The sequence below is a fragment of the Nonomuraea sp. NPDC001684 genome, assembly GCF_053596515.1.
This window is the reverse complement of record NZ_JBSFGJ010000237.1, coordinates 1-14,787: the sequence shown is the minus strand read 5'-3', so window position 1 is coordinate 14,787 and position 14,787 is coordinate 1. Positions and strand designations below refer to the sequence as shown.

Sequence of the window (14,787 nt, the reverse complement as noted above, 5' to 3'; positions counted from 1 at the left end):
GCCGAGAAGACCGCCCGCCCGGACGCGACCAGGCCGGGCACGGCCAGGCCCACGGCCGCCGGGCGCAGCAGGGCGCCGGCGACGGTCCGCGGCGCGCTCAGGTCGGCGACGAAGGCGGAGATCGCCGCGATCACGCGTTCCGGCCCCTCGGTGCGGGGGGTGGGGCGGCGTTCCCGGTAGAGGATGCCGCCGTCCTGGGCGATCAATCCGCCCTTGAGGGTCGTTCCCCCCACATCAACTGCCACAACGCACTTCATCCACCCATGTTCTCCCAGCAGCGCCGCCATCGGCCCGGTCGTGGCCCAGGACGAGCCGACCGCCCGCGACCTGCCGGGCGACCGGTCGCGGCAGTTCCCGCCGTTCATGCCGGGCCCTGGGTTGACCGGGCGTCAGGGCTCTCGTAGGTTGAAGCCTCCAGAATATCGTTCTGTCAAAGGGCGGCCATGACCTCCACCCACATCGACGTCAGCGCCATCGACCTCGACGACCTCGGCGCGTGGATGGACGCCGAGGGGCTGCCGGGCGGGGCGATCACGGACGTCGCGCCGATCCCCGGCGGCACCCAGAACGTCATGGTCCGCCTCGAACGCGGCGGCCGGCCGTACGTGCTGCGCAGGCCGCCCCTGCACGCCCGGGCGAGGAGCAACGAGGTGCTGCGGCGCGAGGCGCGGCTGCTGGCGGCGCTGAGCGGCACGGCGGTGCCGGCGCCCCGGCTGGTGGCCGCGCAGACCGCCCGGGAGCCGGTGTTCTACCTGATGGAGCCGGTGGCCGGGTTCAACCCCTCGACCGGGCTGCCCGAGCCGCACGCCTCCGACGCCGCGATCCGGCACCGGATGGGCCTGGAGGCCGCCGCCGCGCTGGCCGAGCTGGGACGGGTCGATCCGGCGGTGCTGCCCGGGTTCGGCCGTCCCGAGGGCTTCCTCGACCGGCAGGTGCCGCGCTGGCTGAAGGAGCTCGACTCCTACGGCGAGCTCGACGGCTACCCCGGCCCCGACATCCCCGGCCTCGACGCCACCGCCGACTGGCTGACCCGCCACCGGCCCGCCGCGTTCGTCCCGGGGATCATGCACGGCGACTACCACTTCGCCAACCTGATGTTCGCCCTCGACGGACCCCGGGTGGCGGCGATCGTCGACTGGGAGATGTGCACGATCGGCGACCCGCTGCTCGACCTGGGCTGGCTGCTGGCCACCTGGCCGGTGAACAACGGGCACGTGCCGGGGTTGCCGTCGGAGCGGGAGCTGGTCGCGTACTACGCGGCGCTGTCGGAGCGCGACCTGTCGGCGATCGACTGGTACGCGGTGCTGGCCTGCTTCAAGCTCGGCATCGTGCTGGAGGGCACGCACGCGCGGGCGTTCGCCGGCAAGGCGCCCCGGGACATCGGCGACGTGCTGCACGCGACCACCCTCGGTCTGTTCGGCCGCGCCCACGACATCATGGAAGGCTTGTTGCGCTGAACCCGATGCGGGAAAAGGATCACGCCGGACGCCCAGATGCGTACAATTGCGCGCAATTGCATCTGGCATTCGGGGAAAGGATCGTCATGCGCATGCGGTTCCTCGGCTCCACCTCGGAGGCGGGCGCCTGCCCCACCCTGTACGAGACCGATCGCGGCACCATCGTCGTCCAGGGACTTCACGTCACCGACCCCGAGGCGCTCGCGGACCTCCGCGACGTGCTCGACGGCGAGGCCGCCGTCGAGGTGCCCCGCGAGCTCATCACCGAGATCGCCCGCCGGGTCCTGCTCGACGGGTCAGCCGGCGCCCGGCCCACCAGCGACGGGACACCGTCGGCAACCGCTTGATCACGATTGCGCGGCTGGGCCTGGCATGATCGGTGCCCGCGGAGCTAGCCTCTTGCCGCGTGACGTCCTATCAGCAGGCGCGCATCGACCTCGGCGGCCAGCTTCGCCAGTTGCGCGAAGCCGCCCACCTGTCGGGCAAAGACCTGGCCGAGCGGCTGCGCTGGCAGCCGTCCAAGGTCTCCCGCCTGGAGAACGCCAGGCAGACGGCGACCGAGGACGACGTGGTCGTGTGGGCGCAGGCCGTGGGAGCCGCGCCCGACACGACCGACGAGCTCATCAGGCAGGCCATCGCGCTGCTGGAGCGGCACGACGACTGGAAGCAGCGGCACCGCAGCGGCCTGGCCGCCATCCAGGAGGACATCCGCGACCTGGAGGCGCGCACGAAGCTGTTCCGCGTCTTCGAGCCCGGTATCGTCGTCGGCCTGCTGCAGACCTCCGAGTACGCCCGGCACGTGTTCCGCAAGGTCAAGCGCCTCTACAGCGCGGCCGACCAGATCGACGCGGCCGTCCGCGTGCGCATGCAGCGCCAGGAGATCCTCTACGACCGCACGCGCACGTTCCGGTTCGTGGTGCCGGAGTCGGCGCTGCGCAGCGCGCTGGCCCCGGCCGACGTCATGCGCGGCCAGCTCGACCGGCTGCTGGCCGTCAGCACGCTGCCCAACGTGGAGTTCGGGGTGATCCCCTTCGGCACCGAGCTGCCGTCCGCGCCGATCAACGGGTTCTGGATCTACAACGAGGCCATGGTGGGCGTCGCCACGATGACCAAGGACCTCGTGCTGCGCGACCCCGACGACATCGCCTTCTACGTGCGGGCCTTCGACGACTACGCCAAGGTGGCGGAGTTCGGCGAGCCCGGGCGAGAAGTCATCATCCGTATTCTTCGCGAATACCTGCAACAAACCCCACATTAACCTCAGCAATTGCTTGCCACCCGCAGCAAGATCGTGCAATTCTGTCGCGAGACGTTGCGGAGGTGACGCATGATGCTTGATACCGCGCTCTGCCTTGAGCGGTTCGCGTGGCACGCGGGCCGTCACGCCGATCTTTCGGTGCAGAATGTCGCGCTGGCCAGCGACCCGGCGTACGTGTCGGTGCGCAACCGGTTCTCCGCCACCCTGGCCGAGACGGTGACCTGCTCCGACGACGGCGCGTACATCACGTCGTGGGGCTACCGCCTCGGCACCGCCGAGGACGTCGAGTCGGCGGCGGCCCGCCTGGCCTTCCTGCTGGCCGCGCTGCCCGCCTGAGTCGGGCCGGACTCAGCCGAACCGCTCCACCGCGATGCCGGCCTCGCCGGCGGCGGCCGTGCGCGCGTGGGCCAGCAGCCGCGCCCGGTCGAGCACGTTGGGATGCAGGGTGTAGCGGATGATCAGCCCGTCGAGCATGGCGTCGATGCGCTCGGCCGCGCCCGCCGGATCGGCGCAGGCGAACTCCCCCGCCTCGGTGCCGGCCGACAACACCTGCGCCAGCGCGTCGAGCCAGGCCGTCTCCAGCTCCAGCATGATCGCGTTGACCGCCGGCTCGCGCAGCGCGGTGTTCCAGGCGTCGATCCAGAGCAGCCAGCTCTGGTCGGAGCGCGACTCGGGGATGTAGTAGCGCAGCACCCGGTCGAGGCGCTCCACCGCCGTGCCGGGGCCGTCGGCCAGCTCCTTGAGCCGGGCGCTCTCGATGTCGAGCGTGGCCCGCAGCATGGCGGTGATCAGCTCGTCCTTGGTCGCGAAGTGGTAGTGGATCAGGCCGCCGCTGACGTTGATGGACTTGGCGATGTCGGCGATGCGCGTGTTGGCCAGGCCGCGTTCGAGCACCACTTTGCGGGTGGCCTCGAGAAGCTCTGCTCTGCGCTGGTCGGCCTGATCGGCCCGGGTCGTACTCGCCACCCGATCAGCCTACAGCGGCCGCGGGAACGGGCCCCGCGGCCGCCGTCGCTTCCTCAGTGGGCGCAGTCGTACAGGCCGGTGTGGCCGTCCACGGCCGCGCAGTCGGCGGTGACCCAGGTGGTCACCGCGGTGTCGCCGCCGCCGGGGCCGCCCCGGCCGCCGGGCAGCACGTACCTGAGCCGTCCCGACGAGACGAGCTCCCGCAGGCGGGGGACGGTCATGGCGGGGTCGGAGCCGGTGAAACCGCCCATGGCGATCACCGGGCGGCCGGTGGACAGGATGATCGAGGAAGCCTGCCGGGCGCTGCCCACGGCCACCAGCCACGTCGCCCGGCCCTGGTTGGCGACCAGGTACTGCACCGTCGAGCCGGCCACGCCGCCGCCCATGGAACCGCGTTCCCGGGCGTCCGGCTCTCCCTGAGGCGGCTCGCCGCCCTGGAGGGCGTCCGTCCGGGCGCCGGGGAGCTCGCCGCCCGGCGGCGGACCGCCGAAGCCGCCGGGGCCGCCCGTGCGGCCCGTGGACGGGCCCGCCGTGGGATTGGTCCCGTTCACCCGCGCCCCCAGCGGTGAGACGGCGTAGGCCGCCGGACCGGCGAGCCCCGCGACCAGAGCGGCCGCCAGCGCCACGACGGTCACCCGGCCCGCCATCCGCCCCCTGCCCGCCACGAGCCCTGTCGCGGCCCCTGTCGCGGACGCCGGCACGAGCCCTGTCACGAACACTGTCACGAGCGCCACCACGGCCACTGTGGTCGCCCCGAGCACGACCCAGGCCAGCCACGGCAGCCACTCCGGCGTGCGGCGCAGCACCACGAACGCCCACCCGCCGGTCACCGCGACCGCCGCGGGCAGCGCCCACGCCCAGCCCCGCGACCCGCGGTACGCCTGCCACATCACGGTCGCCCCCATGCCGGTCAGCGCGGCCACGGCAGGCGCCATCGCGGTCGTGTAGTAGGGATGGAACGTTCCATGGGAGAAGCTGAACACGGCGTGGTGCACGACCAGCCAGCCGCCCCACAGCAGCCAGGCGGCCCCGTCGAAGACGGTCCCGCGCGCCCGCAGCAGCACGGCGAAGGCCAGCGCCACCGCGCAGAACGGCAGCAGCCAGGAGATCTGCCCGGCCATGACCTCGTTGAACAGCCGCCCGGCCCCGGCCTGCCCGCCGAAGTTCGCGCCGCCGGACCCGCCGCCGGCCCGGTCCTGGCCGAAGATCCGGCCGAGCCCGTTGTAGCCGATCACCAGGTCCCGGACCGTGTTGCCGGTCGAGCCGCCCACGTAGGGCCGCGAGGCGGCGGGCCAGAGGTCGACGACCACCATCCACCAGGCGCTGGACGCGACCAGCACGACCCCGGCGGCCAGCAGGTGCCCCACCCGCCGGGCCAGGCCGTGACGGGCGCACACCAGGTACGCCGTCCCGAACGCGGGCACCACCAGGTACGCCTGCAACATCTTGGCGTTGAACCCGAGCCCCACGAACAGCGCGGCGAGGAGCAGCGGCCGCAGCCGGGCCGTGCGCAGCGACTCCAGGCAGAACCAGGCCGCCGGCACCAGCAGCAGCACGAGCACGGTGTCGGGGTTGTTGTCCCGGTTGATGGCCACCGTGATCGGGGTGAGCGTCATGACCACGGCCGCGACCAGGGCCGCGACGTGCCCCTGACGGGTGCGCCCGAAGGACCGGCGGACCGCCGAGTACACCGTCCCGACGGCCGCCACTCCGGCGAGGACCTGCGGCATCAGCATGCTGTACGTGCTGTAGCCGAAGATCCGCGCCGACAGCCCCATGACCCACAGCGCGAGCGGCGGCTTGTCCACGGTGATGAAGGACCCGGCGTCGATCGCGCCGAAGAAGAACGCCTTCCAGCTCCGCGTGCCCGACAGGACGGCGGCGGCGTAGTACTCGTTGGCGTTCCCGCTGAGCGCCCAGGCGTACAGGACGAAGGCGGCGGCCAGCACCGTCCACATCGCGGGCCGCGACCAGCGCGGGTCGCCCGCGGCGCCGGTCAGCGCGCGCACGCGGGCGGGCGCGGCGACGGCGGTCATCGCCCGCTCCTGCGCCGGGGGTTGAACACCCACACGCGCAGCAGCAGGAACCGGACGAGGGTGGCCGCCGCGTTGGCCGCGATGACCGCCACCAGCTCCACCCCGTGCGAGACCCCGCCCGGCAGCAGCGCGAGGCTCCCCGACGTCAGCGCCAGCCCCACCAGGAACGCGATCAGGCCTTCGAACTGGTCGCGCAGCGCCCCGCCCGAGCCCTTGACGCCGAACGTGAAGCGGCGGTTGGCCGCCGTGTTGGCCACGGCCGTGACGAGCAGCGCGACCGCGTTGGCGAGCTGCGCCGGGACGACCTGCCGCGACATCGAGAACAGCGCCAGGTAGGCCAGCGTGCTGACCACGCCCACGATCGCGAACCTGGGCAGCTGCCTGGCCATCCCCTTCGGCAGCTCGGCCCGCCGCACCCGGGCGGGCATCGGCAGGCGCGCCGCGCCCGACAGGGTCCTGCGGGCCACCCTGGCCAGCCCGCGCAGGTCGTCCAGGGCGGTCCGCAGGAGGTCCACGCGGCTGTCGGGGTCGTCCACCCAGTCGACGGGGACCTCGTGGATGCGCAGGCCGTGCCGCTCGGCAAGCAGCAGCAGCTCGGTGTCGAAGAACCACTGCTCGTCCTCGACGGCGGGCAGCAGCGCCTGCGCGATCTCCGTGCGCACGGCCTTGAACCCGCACTGCGCGTCGGAGAACCCGGCGCCCATCACCGAGCGCAGCAGCAGGTTGTACGAGCGGGAGATGAACTCCCGCTTGGGCCCGCGCTCCACCCGCGAGGCTCTGGCCAAGCGGGTGCCGATGGCCAGGTCGCTGTGGCCCGACAGCAGGGGGGCGACCAGCGGGAGGAAGGCGTCCAGGTCGGTGGACAGGTCGACGTCCATGTAGCTGACGACGTCGGCCTCGCTGGTGGACCAGACCTGGCGCAGGGCCCGGCCGCGGCCCTTCTCGTCGAGGTGCACGGCCCGTACCTGCGGCAGCTCACGGGCCAGCTCGGTGGCCAGCCGCCAGGTGTCGTCGGTGCTGGCGTTGTCGGCGATGGTGATGCGGAAGCCGTACGGGAACGTGGTGGCGAGGTAGGCGTGCAGCCGGGCTACGCTCTCCCGCAGCGCCCGCTGCTCGTTGTGGACCGGGACGACCACCTCTACCAGGCGCGTCCTTACCGCTGTTGTCTCCATGCAGCCAGCTCACGATTCGGGTCTTTGAGAGGACTTATCCGATTGTGAGTGACGAGTGAGAGTTCCAGGAAGATCGATCGTCGCGATCGCGCCGCCGCCGGGCGCGTTGGACAGCCGTACCTTGCCGCCGGTCTCGGACACGGCCTGCGCCACGATCGCCAGGCCCAGCCCGGAGCCGGGCAGGCCGCGGGCCGAGGGCGAGCGCCAGAAGCGCTCGAAGACGTGCGGCAGCTCCTCCTCGGGGATGCCGGGGCCGTGGTCGCGGACCGTCAGCCGGCCGTCCTTGAGCGAGACCTCGACCTGGCCCTCGGGGCTGAACTTGCGGGCGTTGTCGATGAGGTTGAGCACGGCGCGTTCGAGCGAGGCGGGGCTGCCGACGACGTACCAGGGGTGCAGGTCGGTGCGCACGTCGGCGCCGCGCAGCCGGGCGCGTGCGGCGGCGGCCGTGACGACGTCGTGCAGGGCCAGCTCGACGTGCGGCTCGTGGTCGGTGTCGCCCCTGGCGAGCTGGAGCAGGTCGCCGACCAGCGTGGACAGCTCCGCGAACTGCGCCTTGACGTTGACCAGCAGGCGTTCCTTGGCGCCCGGGTCGAGCTGCCTGCCGGTCTGCTCGCTGCGCAGCAGCAGGTCGATGTTGGTGCGCAGGGTGGTGAGCGGGGTGCGCAGCTCGTGACCGGCGTCGGCGACGAGCTGCTGCTGGCGTTCGCGGGAACCGGCCAGGGCGGCGGTCATGGCGTTGAAGGAGGAGCTGAGCCGGGCGATCTCGTCGTTGCCCTGGACGGGGATGCGGGTGTTGAGGTCCTCGGTCTCGGCGATGTGCTCGGCCGCCTTGGTCAGCCGGCCCACGGGACGCAGGGCCGTACGGGAGATGGCCCGTCCCGCCAGTGCGGCGCCGATCACGCCCACGGCCGCGATGGCGGCGAGCGCGAGCGCGGTGTTCCGCAGGGTGATCTTGATGTGATAGAGCGGCCTGGCCTCCAGGACGGCCACGCCGGGCGCGAAGTTGACGGCCACGACGCGGACCTCGCTGCCGTCCCGCGTCACGCCGTAGCGGTAGACCGGCTCACCGCCGCCGGATGTCGCCCTCTTGTCCTCCTCCGCCGGCACGATCGGCGAGCCGAGCGAGCAGGTCCTGCCGTCGGCGAACAGCAGCGTGGCCATGTCGTGGTAGTCGGAGGCGCCCTCCGGTGTGCAGTTCTTCTGGAGGAACCGCTTGTCCCCCTCGCCCTCCGGCTCCAGGATGGTCTGGTCGAGCTGCCTGATGACCTGGTTCTGCACGATGAACCAGGACAGCCCGGCGCACACCGCGATCGCGATCGCGACGGCGGCCGCGACCAGCAGCGTCAGCCGCGTGCGCAGGCTGTTGCGGATCACGGTGTGGCCCGCAGGACGTACCCCACCCCGCGGACCGTGTGGATCACCCGGGGCTCTCCCCCGGCCTCGGTCTTGCGGCGCAGGTACATGACGTACACGTCGAGGGAGTTGGAGGTCGGCTCGAAGTCGAAGCCCCACACCTCGTTGAGGATCTGGTCGCGGGTCAGGACCTGACGGGGGTGGGCCAGGAACAGCTCCATCAGCAGGTACTCGGTCCTGGTCAGGTCGAGCGCGCGGGCGCCGCGGGTGACCTCCCTGGTCGCCGGGTCCATGCGCAGGTCGCCGTAGGACAGCGTGCCGCCGTCGGCCGAGCCCGCGTTGAGCGCGCCGCGGCGCAGCAGCGCGCGCACCCGGGCCAGCAGCTCGTCCAGCTCGAACGGCTTGACCAGGTAGTCGTCGGCCCCCGCGTCGAGCCCGGACACCCGGTCGCCGACGGCGTCGCGGGCGGTGAGCATGAGCACGGGGATGTGGTTGCCCTGGGCCCGCAGCCGCCGGCAGGCGGTGAGCCCGTCGAGCCGCGGCATCATCACATCGAGCAGCACCGCGTCGTACGGCTCGCCGGCCAGCGCCTCCAGCGCCGCCTGGCCGTCGTTGGCGGTGCCGACCCGGTAGCCCTCGAACTCCAGGCTCGACTGCAGCGCCTCGCGCAACGCGGGCTCGTCGTCCACCACCAGCAACCGTGCGGGCTCACTCATGTGTCACAAGATATGAGCCCACTATGAGAGCACGATGAACGGGATCATCGGTGTGCCCTGAGAAATCGCCGCCGGGGAACGGCGGTCCTTCCGGCCCGGTTCAGGGCCGCAGCAGCGCCATGGCCGCGTTGTGGCCGCCGATCCCGCTCACGCCGCCGCCCCTGCGGGCGGCGGCGCCGCACAGCAGGATGCGTTCGTGCCCGGTCTCGACGCCCCATCCCCTCTCCTCCGCGTACGGCCAGCTCAGGTCGGCGTGGAAGATGTGGCCGCCCGGCAGTCCCGCGTCCCTCTCCAGGTCGACGGGGGTTTTGACCTCGACGCACGGGGCGCCGTCGGGGGCGCGGAGCAGGCAGTCCTCGATGGGCTCGGCGAGCACCGCGTTCATGGAGGCGAACGTGGCCCGCAACGCATCCTCACGCGCTTTTTCTGGATTTTCCCGGAAAAGTCGGGCGGGCATGTGGAGGCCGAACAGGGTCATCGTCTCGGCCTTCCCCCGCAGTTCCGGCCCCAGAATGGACGGGTCCGTCAAGGAATGGCAGTAGACCTCCGCGGGCGGCGATTCCGGGATCTCCCCTCGCGCCGCCTGCTCGTACGCCTTCGCGAGCTGGTCGCGCCCCTCGTTGATGTGGAACGTGCCGCTGAAGGCGGCCCGGGGGTCGGCCGAGGGGTCCTTCAGCCGGGGCAGCCGGGCCAGCACCATGTTGATTTTGAGCTGCGCGCCCTCCGGCACGGTCGCGGGCCCGCCGAGCACCCGGTCCAGCACCGCCGGGGGCAGGTTGACCAGCACGTGGCGGCCGTCCACGGTGTGCTCGCCGTCCTCGGCGACGTACGCGACCTCGCCCGACGGCGAGATGCCGACGATCTCCGCGCCGGTCCTGATCTCCGCCCCGGCCCGCCTGGCCGCCCGCTCCAGCGCGCCGGAGACCGCGCCCATGCCGCCCACCGGGACGTTCCACTCGCCGGTGCCGTCGCCGATCACGTGGTAGAGGAAGCACCTGTTGGCCAGCAGGTCGGCGGACGGGTCGGCGAACGTGCCGATCAGCGCGTCGGTGAGCACGACGCCGCGCACGGTGTCGTCGGCGAACCGCTCGTCCACGGTCTGGCCGACGGGCCGGGCGAACAGGTCGCGCCAGGCCTCCGGGCCGACCAGGCGTTCGATCTCGGCGGGCGTGCGCAGGGGTTCGAGCAGCGTGGGGGCCAGGACGCGGGCCACGTCCGCCGTCATGGCGTAGAAGTCGCGCCAGGCGCGGTGGTCGTGCTCGCCGCCGGTGACGGCGCGGAAGGAGGCGGCGGTGCGGGCCTCGTCCTCGTTGTCGACGAGCAGGCCGGTGTCGCCCTTGGGGGTGTAGGAGGCGTACCGGCGGCGGCGCAGGTCGAGGTCGAGGCCGAGGTCGCGGACGATCCGGGTGGGCAGCAGGCTCACCAGGTAGGAGTAGCGGGACAGGCGGACGTCCACGCCCGGGAAGGCCCGCGTGGAGATCGCCAGGCCGCCGACGTGCCCGAGGCGCTCCAGCACCAGGACCCGGCGACCGGCTCCGGCGAGGTAGGCGGCCGCGACCAGCCCGTTGTGCCCGCCACCTGCCACGACGACGTCATACGCACCCATCCCCGCACCTTATGACCAGACCTGTGCCCTTAGTCAACGGTTCGTGCGGAGATGGTGCGGCCACTCGCGGGTGGGCCCGGCCGGGGTCCCCTCCCGGCCGGGCCCGGATCCGTCAGCCCGTCCTGTTCACCCAGACGCGCTTGACCGGCCACGGCGTGAGCCGTACCGAGGAGACCCCGCCGACGGCCGTCCAGCCGCCGGTGAGGACGATCGGCCCGGCGTACGGGTGCGACTGCTCCACCCCGACGGCGTGCTGGCCGGTGCCGGAGGTGCAGCTGCTGTAGGCGTAGCCGCCGCTGACCCAGGCGGTGCAGTCGGCAGGCGCGGCCAGGGCGGGCGACGGCGCCAGGCCCGCCGCGGCGAGGCACATCACCGCCGATCCGGCCAGGGCGACGAGGGGACGACGAAGGCTCATGCGGAGTCTCCTGAGTTTCGGGGGGTGAACGCGCTTACTTTTAGGAAACTTTCCTAAGGGAAAGCTAGATCGCGTTCCAGGCGGCGTCAACGGCCACCTTCGGGAACGTGCTCACGGACGGCTGGCGATGGCCAGGAGCGTGGCGGCCGGGGCGGTGAGCGAGCGCCCGCGCCGCCACACCGCGCGCAGGTTCCGGACCAGGTTGAGCCCGGCGAGGGGCACCTCGACCAGGCGGCCGGTCGCGATGTCCGCCTCGACCGCGTAACCGCTGAGCACCGCGGGCGCGGCCCCGGCCTGCGCCGCCCCCTTGACCGCCGAGTTCGACCCGAGCTCCAGGCGAGGGCTGGCCCGGTGGAGGCTCTTGAACGCCACGTCCAGCGTCTCCCGGGTACCCGAGCCTGGCTCACGTACCACCAGCGGCGTGGCGGCCAGCTCGGCCCCGCGCAGGGCCGTACGGCGGCGCGCCCAGGGATGGCCGGGGGCCACCACGACGACCAGCCGGTCGGTGCCCACCACCCGGCTGTCCAGCCCCTCCGGCACGGTCGGCCCCTCGACGAAGCCGAGCTCCACCTCCTCGCCCAGCACCCTGGCCGCGACGTCGGCGGAGTTGACCACGTCCAGTCCCACCTGGACCTCGGGCTCGCGGTTCTGCAGCTCGCCGAGCCAGCGCGGCACCAGGTACTCGGCCACCGTCATGCTGGCGGCCACCCGCAGGTGGGCCGCCTCGCTGTGCCGCACCGCCTCCACGGCCCGCATCAGCTCCTCGGCCGCGGCCAGCACCTGGGCCGCCCACCCGGCCACCATCCGGCCCTCGGCGGTGAGCGTGGACCCGCGCGGCGTGCGCTCCAGCAGCGGGACGCCGAGGCGGCGCTCCAGCATGGCCACCCGCTTGCTGGCCGACGGCTGGGCCATGCCCGCCGCCTTGGCCGCCTGGCCCAGGCTGCCCAGCTCGCCCACGTCGACCAGCAGCTTCAGCGAGTCGAGATCCGGCAGCGCACTCATAGCCACAGGCTATGGCCTCCCAGTCAACGCGTGTCTACCGGCCGGTACGCGGGGCCCGAAGACTGGGATCATGCCTCTCCCCGACCAGCGGATCCCCCCGCTCACCGCGCCCCGGCCGACCCCCGACCCCCGAGGCGGCGCGGCGCCGGCCGTCCCCGCGGCGTCGGTGTGGCCGGGCATCGGGCTGGCGGCCGCCGCCGTGGTGGTGGCCGTGGTGGCGAACCGGTTCGCCCCGGCGTTCAGCCCGGCGGTGATCGCGGTGCTGTCCGGGGCGGTCCTGGCCAACCTCGCGGCCTGGGCGGCGACGTCCGCGCGGTGGGGCGGGGCGGGGGCCGTCTGGGAGCGGTTCAGGCCGGGGCTGGCGTTCGTGGCCCGGCGGGTGCTGCGGGTGGCGATCGCGCTGCTCGGGCTCCAGATCGCGCTGCCGCAGGTGCTCGCGCTCGGCTGGCAGACGCTGGTGATCGTGGTGACCGCGACCGGCGTGACGTTCACGGTGACGCCGCTGATCGGCCGCCGCCTGGGCCTGTCGTCCGGCACGTCGCTGCTGGTGGCGACCGGGGTGTCGATCTGCGGGGCGGCGGCGGTCGCGGCCATGCGCGAGAGCGTGGAGGACACCGACGACGACGACGCGGCCGCCGCGCTGAGCGTGGTGGTGCTCTACGGCAGCGCGGCCATCGTGGCCGTCCCGGCGCTGGCGGCGCTGCTCGGGCTGTCGCCGGCCCAGCTCGGCGTCTGGACCGGCGCGGCCGTGCACGAGGTGGCGCAGGTGGCCGCGATCGGCGCGGCGTCGGGCGTCCTGGCCGCCGCGGTGACGGTGAAGCTGGCCCGCGTCGTCCTGCTGGCCCCCATCGTCGCCCTGACGTCCTTCCGTGCCCGCCGCTCCGTGACCGGTGCGCCCGCGGCCGACCGGCGGGAGGGGCGCCGGACGCCCGTCATGCCGCTGTTCGTGGCGGCGTTCCTGGTCATGGTGGCGGTGCGCAGCACCGGCTGGGTCCCGGACGTCGTCACGCGGGCGGTCCCGCAGGTCACCAACGTGCTCATGGCCGCCGCCCTGTTCGGCCTGGGCACCGGGATCGACGTGCGCAAACTCGTCAAGGGCGGGCGGGCCGTGCTGCTCGGCGCCATCGCCACCGGGCTCATCGCCGCCGTCTCGCTCACCGGGGTCGCCGTGCTGCTGTGAGGCCGCCCGAGTGGACGTCCTGGCCAGGCCACCGTACGCTGCTCTGTTCGGAACAAATTCCGTCAGGCACGCCGTTCTCCCTGAACCGGCCAGGACCACTCAAGGAGCTTGAAACCCGTCATGCGCAGCGCCACCGATCCCCTTCTCCAGCCGTCCGACGAGGTCGCCGAGGCCCTGGCGGGCGGCGCGCCCGTCGTGGCCCTGGAGTCCACGATCATCTCCCACGGCCTGCCGCAGCCGCGCAACCTGGAGGTGGCCCGCGAGCTGGAGGGAGTGGTCCGCGCGGCGGGCGCGGTCCCGGCGACGATCGCCGTCCTCGACGGCGTGGCCAGGATCGGCCTGAACGAGCTGGAGCTGGAGCGCATCGCCACCGAGTCCGGGCTGCGCAAGCTGGGTCAGCGCGACCTGCCGCTGGCCGCCGCGCTGAAGGCGAGCGGGGCGACCACCGTGTCGGCCACGTCGTTCCTGGCCGCCCGCGCCGGCGTGCGGATCTTCGCGACCGGCGGCCTGGGCGGCGTGCACCGCGGCTGGACCGAGGACCAGGACGAGTCCGCCGACCTCGACACCCTGGCCCGCACCCGCATCACGGTCGTCTGCGCGGGCGTGAAGTCGATCCTCGACGTGCCGGCCACGCTGCAGCGGCTGGAGACGCGCGGCGTGACCGTGGCCGGCTACCGCACCGACACCTTCCCCGGCTTCTACCTCAACTCCTCCGGCCAGCCGATCGACTGGCGGATCGAGTCGCCCGAGGACGCCGCCGCCGTCATGCGCGGCCAGGACGCGCTGGCCGGCCCGGAGACCGCGTTCATCGTGGCCAACCCGGTGCCGCGGGACCAGCAGCTCGACCCGGCGCTGCACGACCGCGTGCTGGCCGAGGCGCTGGCCGCCGCCGAGCGCGAAGGCGTCAAGGGGCAGGCGATCACGCCGTTCCTGCTCAGCTACCTCGTCAACGGCACCGGCGGCGCGTCGCTGGAGGCCAACCTGGCCGCCGTGCGCGGGAACACCGCCCTGGCCGCCGAGATCGCCGTGGCCTGGTCGCGGGCGTGAGCGACACCGGCCTCCTGGTGATCGGTGACGTCGTCACCGACGTGGTGGCGCTGCACGGCTCCCCGGTCATGGCGGGCACCGACACCGCCGCGGAGATCGTGCTGCGGCCCGGCGGCTCGGGCGCGAACACCGCCGCCTGGGCCGCCCACCTGGGGGCCGACTCGCGGCTGCTGGCCAAGCTCGGCTACGACAGCAGCGAGTGGCACACGACCGAGCTGGTCAGGACCGGGGTCCGGCCCCACGTGCTGGTGGACCAGGAGCACCCCACGGCGGTCGTCATCGCCATGGTGGACAAGACCGGCGAACGTTCCATGCTCACCAACCGCGGCGCGGGCGGCCTGATCTCCGACGCCGACTGGGACCCGTCCCTGCTCGACGGGGTCGGCCGGCTGCACCTGTCGGGTTACACGCTGTTCGCGGCCCCCGGTCTCCGCCTGGCCAGGGCCGCCGTCCGGGACGCCGTGGCCGCCGGGGTGCCGGTCATGCCTGCCCAGGCGTTGCTCGCCGACCGTGAGCTGCTGACGTACCTGATGCACGACCGCCGCCCGCAGTGGGCCATGGGCGATCACGGCGAGTCGC

At 73.2% G+C, this 14,787-nt stretch carries 16 protein-coding genes; 7 read left to right on the top strand and 9 right to left on the bottom strand.

Annotated features, from left to right (window positions below; genetic code table 11):
* Nucleotides 1-245: ROK family protein (locus ACWCSD_RS32220; protein ID WP_449920485.1), on the bottom strand; the 245-nt coding region annotated here is incomplete at its 3' end.
* Between the two features lie 198 nt (nucleotides 246-443).
* On the opposite strand from ACWCSD_RS32220, the gene ACWCSD_RS32215 reads away from it, so the two are divergent.
* From ACWCSD_RS32215 to ACWCSD_RS32200, 4 genes are all read left to right on the top strand, one after another.
* Entirely contained in the window at nucleotides 444-1,457 is a 1,014-nt protein-coding gene (locus tag ACWCSD_RS32215; protein WP_397163842.1) for a phosphotransferase family protein, read from the top strand.
* 86 nt (nucleotides 1,458-1,543) lie between these two features.
* On the top strand, nucleotides 1,544-1,804 hold the full coding sequence (locus ACWCSD_RS32210; protein WP_397163840.1) for a hypothetical protein: 261 nt from the start codon (nucleotides 1,544-1,546) through the stop codon (nucleotides 1,802-1,804).
* 59 nt (nucleotides 1,805-1,863) lie between these two features.
* Nucleotides 1,864-2,715 carry a helix-turn-helix domain-containing protein gene (locus ACWCSD_RS32205; protein ID WP_357964569.1) on the top strand — a complete coding sequence of 284 codons (852 nt, stop codon included), beginning with the start codon at nucleotides 1,864-1,866 and terminating at the stop codon, nucleotides 2,713-2,715.
* A gap of 69 nt (nucleotides 2,716-2,784) precedes the next feature.
* Nucleotides 2,785-3,051 (top strand): hypothetical protein, encoded by a 267-nt coding sequence (locus tag ACWCSD_RS32200; RefSeq protein WP_352320256.1) that lies wholly within the window; start codon nucleotides 2,785-2,787, stop codon nucleotides 3,049-3,051.
* A gap of 12 nt (nucleotides 3,052-3,063) precedes the next feature.
* On the opposite strand, the gene ACWCSD_RS32195 is transcribed toward ACWCSD_RS32200, so the two are convergent.
* The 8 genes from ACWCSD_RS32195 to ACWCSD_RS32160 all read right to left on the bottom strand — a co-directional run bounded on the left by ACWCSD_RS32195 (nucleotide 3,064) and on the right by ACWCSD_RS32160 (nucleotide 11,981).
* Nucleotides 3,064-3,681, bottom strand: coding sequence for a TetR/AcrR family transcriptional regulator (locus ACWCSD_RS32195; protein WP_387664398.1), 618 nt, complete (start codon nucleotides 3,679-3,681; stop codon nucleotides 3,064-3,066).
* A 53-nt stretch (nucleotides 3,682-3,734) separates the two neighbouring features.
* Entirely contained in the window at nucleotides 3,735-5,717 is a 1,983-nt protein-coding gene (locus tag ACWCSD_RS32190; protein ID WP_449920479.1) for a glycosyltransferase family 39 protein, read from the bottom strand.
* Nucleotides 5,714-6,889 carry a glycosyltransferase gene (locus tag ACWCSD_RS32185; RefSeq protein WP_449920476.1) on the bottom strand — a complete coding sequence of 392 codons (1,176 nt, stop codon included), beginning with the start codon at nucleotides 6,887-6,889 and terminating at the stop codon, nucleotides 5,714-5,716. The genes ACWCSD_RS32190 and ACWCSD_RS32185 overlap by 4 nt, the downstream gene beginning before the upstream one ends.
* 9 nt (nucleotides 6,890-6,898) lie before the next feature.
* The gene (locus ACWCSD_RS32180) at nucleotides 6,899-8,263 is read right to left on the bottom strand and encodes a sensor histidine kinase (RefSeq protein WP_449920473.1); all 1,365 of its coding nucleotides are present in this window, start codon (nucleotides 8,261-8,263) and stop codon (nucleotides 6,899-6,901) included.
* Entirely contained in the window at nucleotides 8,260-8,958 is a 699-nt protein-coding gene (locus ACWCSD_RS32175; RefSeq protein WP_358285211.1) for a response regulator transcription factor, read from the bottom strand. The genes ACWCSD_RS32180 and ACWCSD_RS32175 overlap by 4 nt, the downstream gene beginning before the upstream one ends.
* Before the next feature lie 100 nt (nucleotides 8,959-9,058).
* Nucleotides 9,059-10,564 carry a phytoene desaturase family protein gene (locus ACWCSD_RS32170; RefSeq protein ID WP_449920470.1) on the bottom strand — a complete coding sequence of 502 codons (1,506 nt, stop codon included), beginning with the start codon at nucleotides 10,562-10,564 and terminating at the stop codon, nucleotides 9,059-9,061.
* Between the two features lie 112 nt (nucleotides 10,565-10,676).
* Entirely contained in the window at nucleotides 10,677-10,979 is a 303-nt protein-coding gene (locus tag ACWCSD_RS32165) for a hypothetical protein (protein ID WP_397163833.1), read from the bottom strand.
* A gap of 111 nt (nucleotides 10,980-11,090) precedes the next feature.
* Entirely contained in the window at nucleotides 11,091-11,981 is an 891-nt protein-coding gene (locus ACWCSD_RS32160) for a LysR substrate-binding domain-containing protein (protein WP_358285206.1), read from the bottom strand.
* A 70-nt stretch (nucleotides 11,982-12,051) separates the two neighbouring features.
* On the opposite strand from ACWCSD_RS32160, the gene ACWCSD_RS32155 reads away from it, so the two are divergent.
* The 3 genes from ACWCSD_RS32155 to ACWCSD_RS32145 form a co-directional block, all read left to right on the top strand.
* Nucleotides 12,052-13,161 (top strand): YeiH family protein, encoded by a 1,110-nt coding sequence (locus ACWCSD_RS32155; RefSeq protein WP_449920466.1) that lies wholly within the window; start codon nucleotides 12,052-12,054, stop codon nucleotides 13,159-13,161.
* Between the two features lie 120 nt (nucleotides 13,162-13,281).
* Entirely contained in the window at nucleotides 13,282-14,208 is a 927-nt protein-coding gene (locus ACWCSD_RS32150; RefSeq protein ID WP_358285202.1) for a pseudouridine-5'-phosphate glycosidase, read from the top strand.
* Nucleotides 14,205-14,787, top strand: a 583-nt coding sequence (locus ACWCSD_RS32145) for a carbohydrate kinase family protein (RefSeq protein WP_449920464.1), incomplete at its 3' end; no start/stop codon positions are given. The genes ACWCSD_RS32150 and ACWCSD_RS32145, both read left to right, overlap by 4 nt.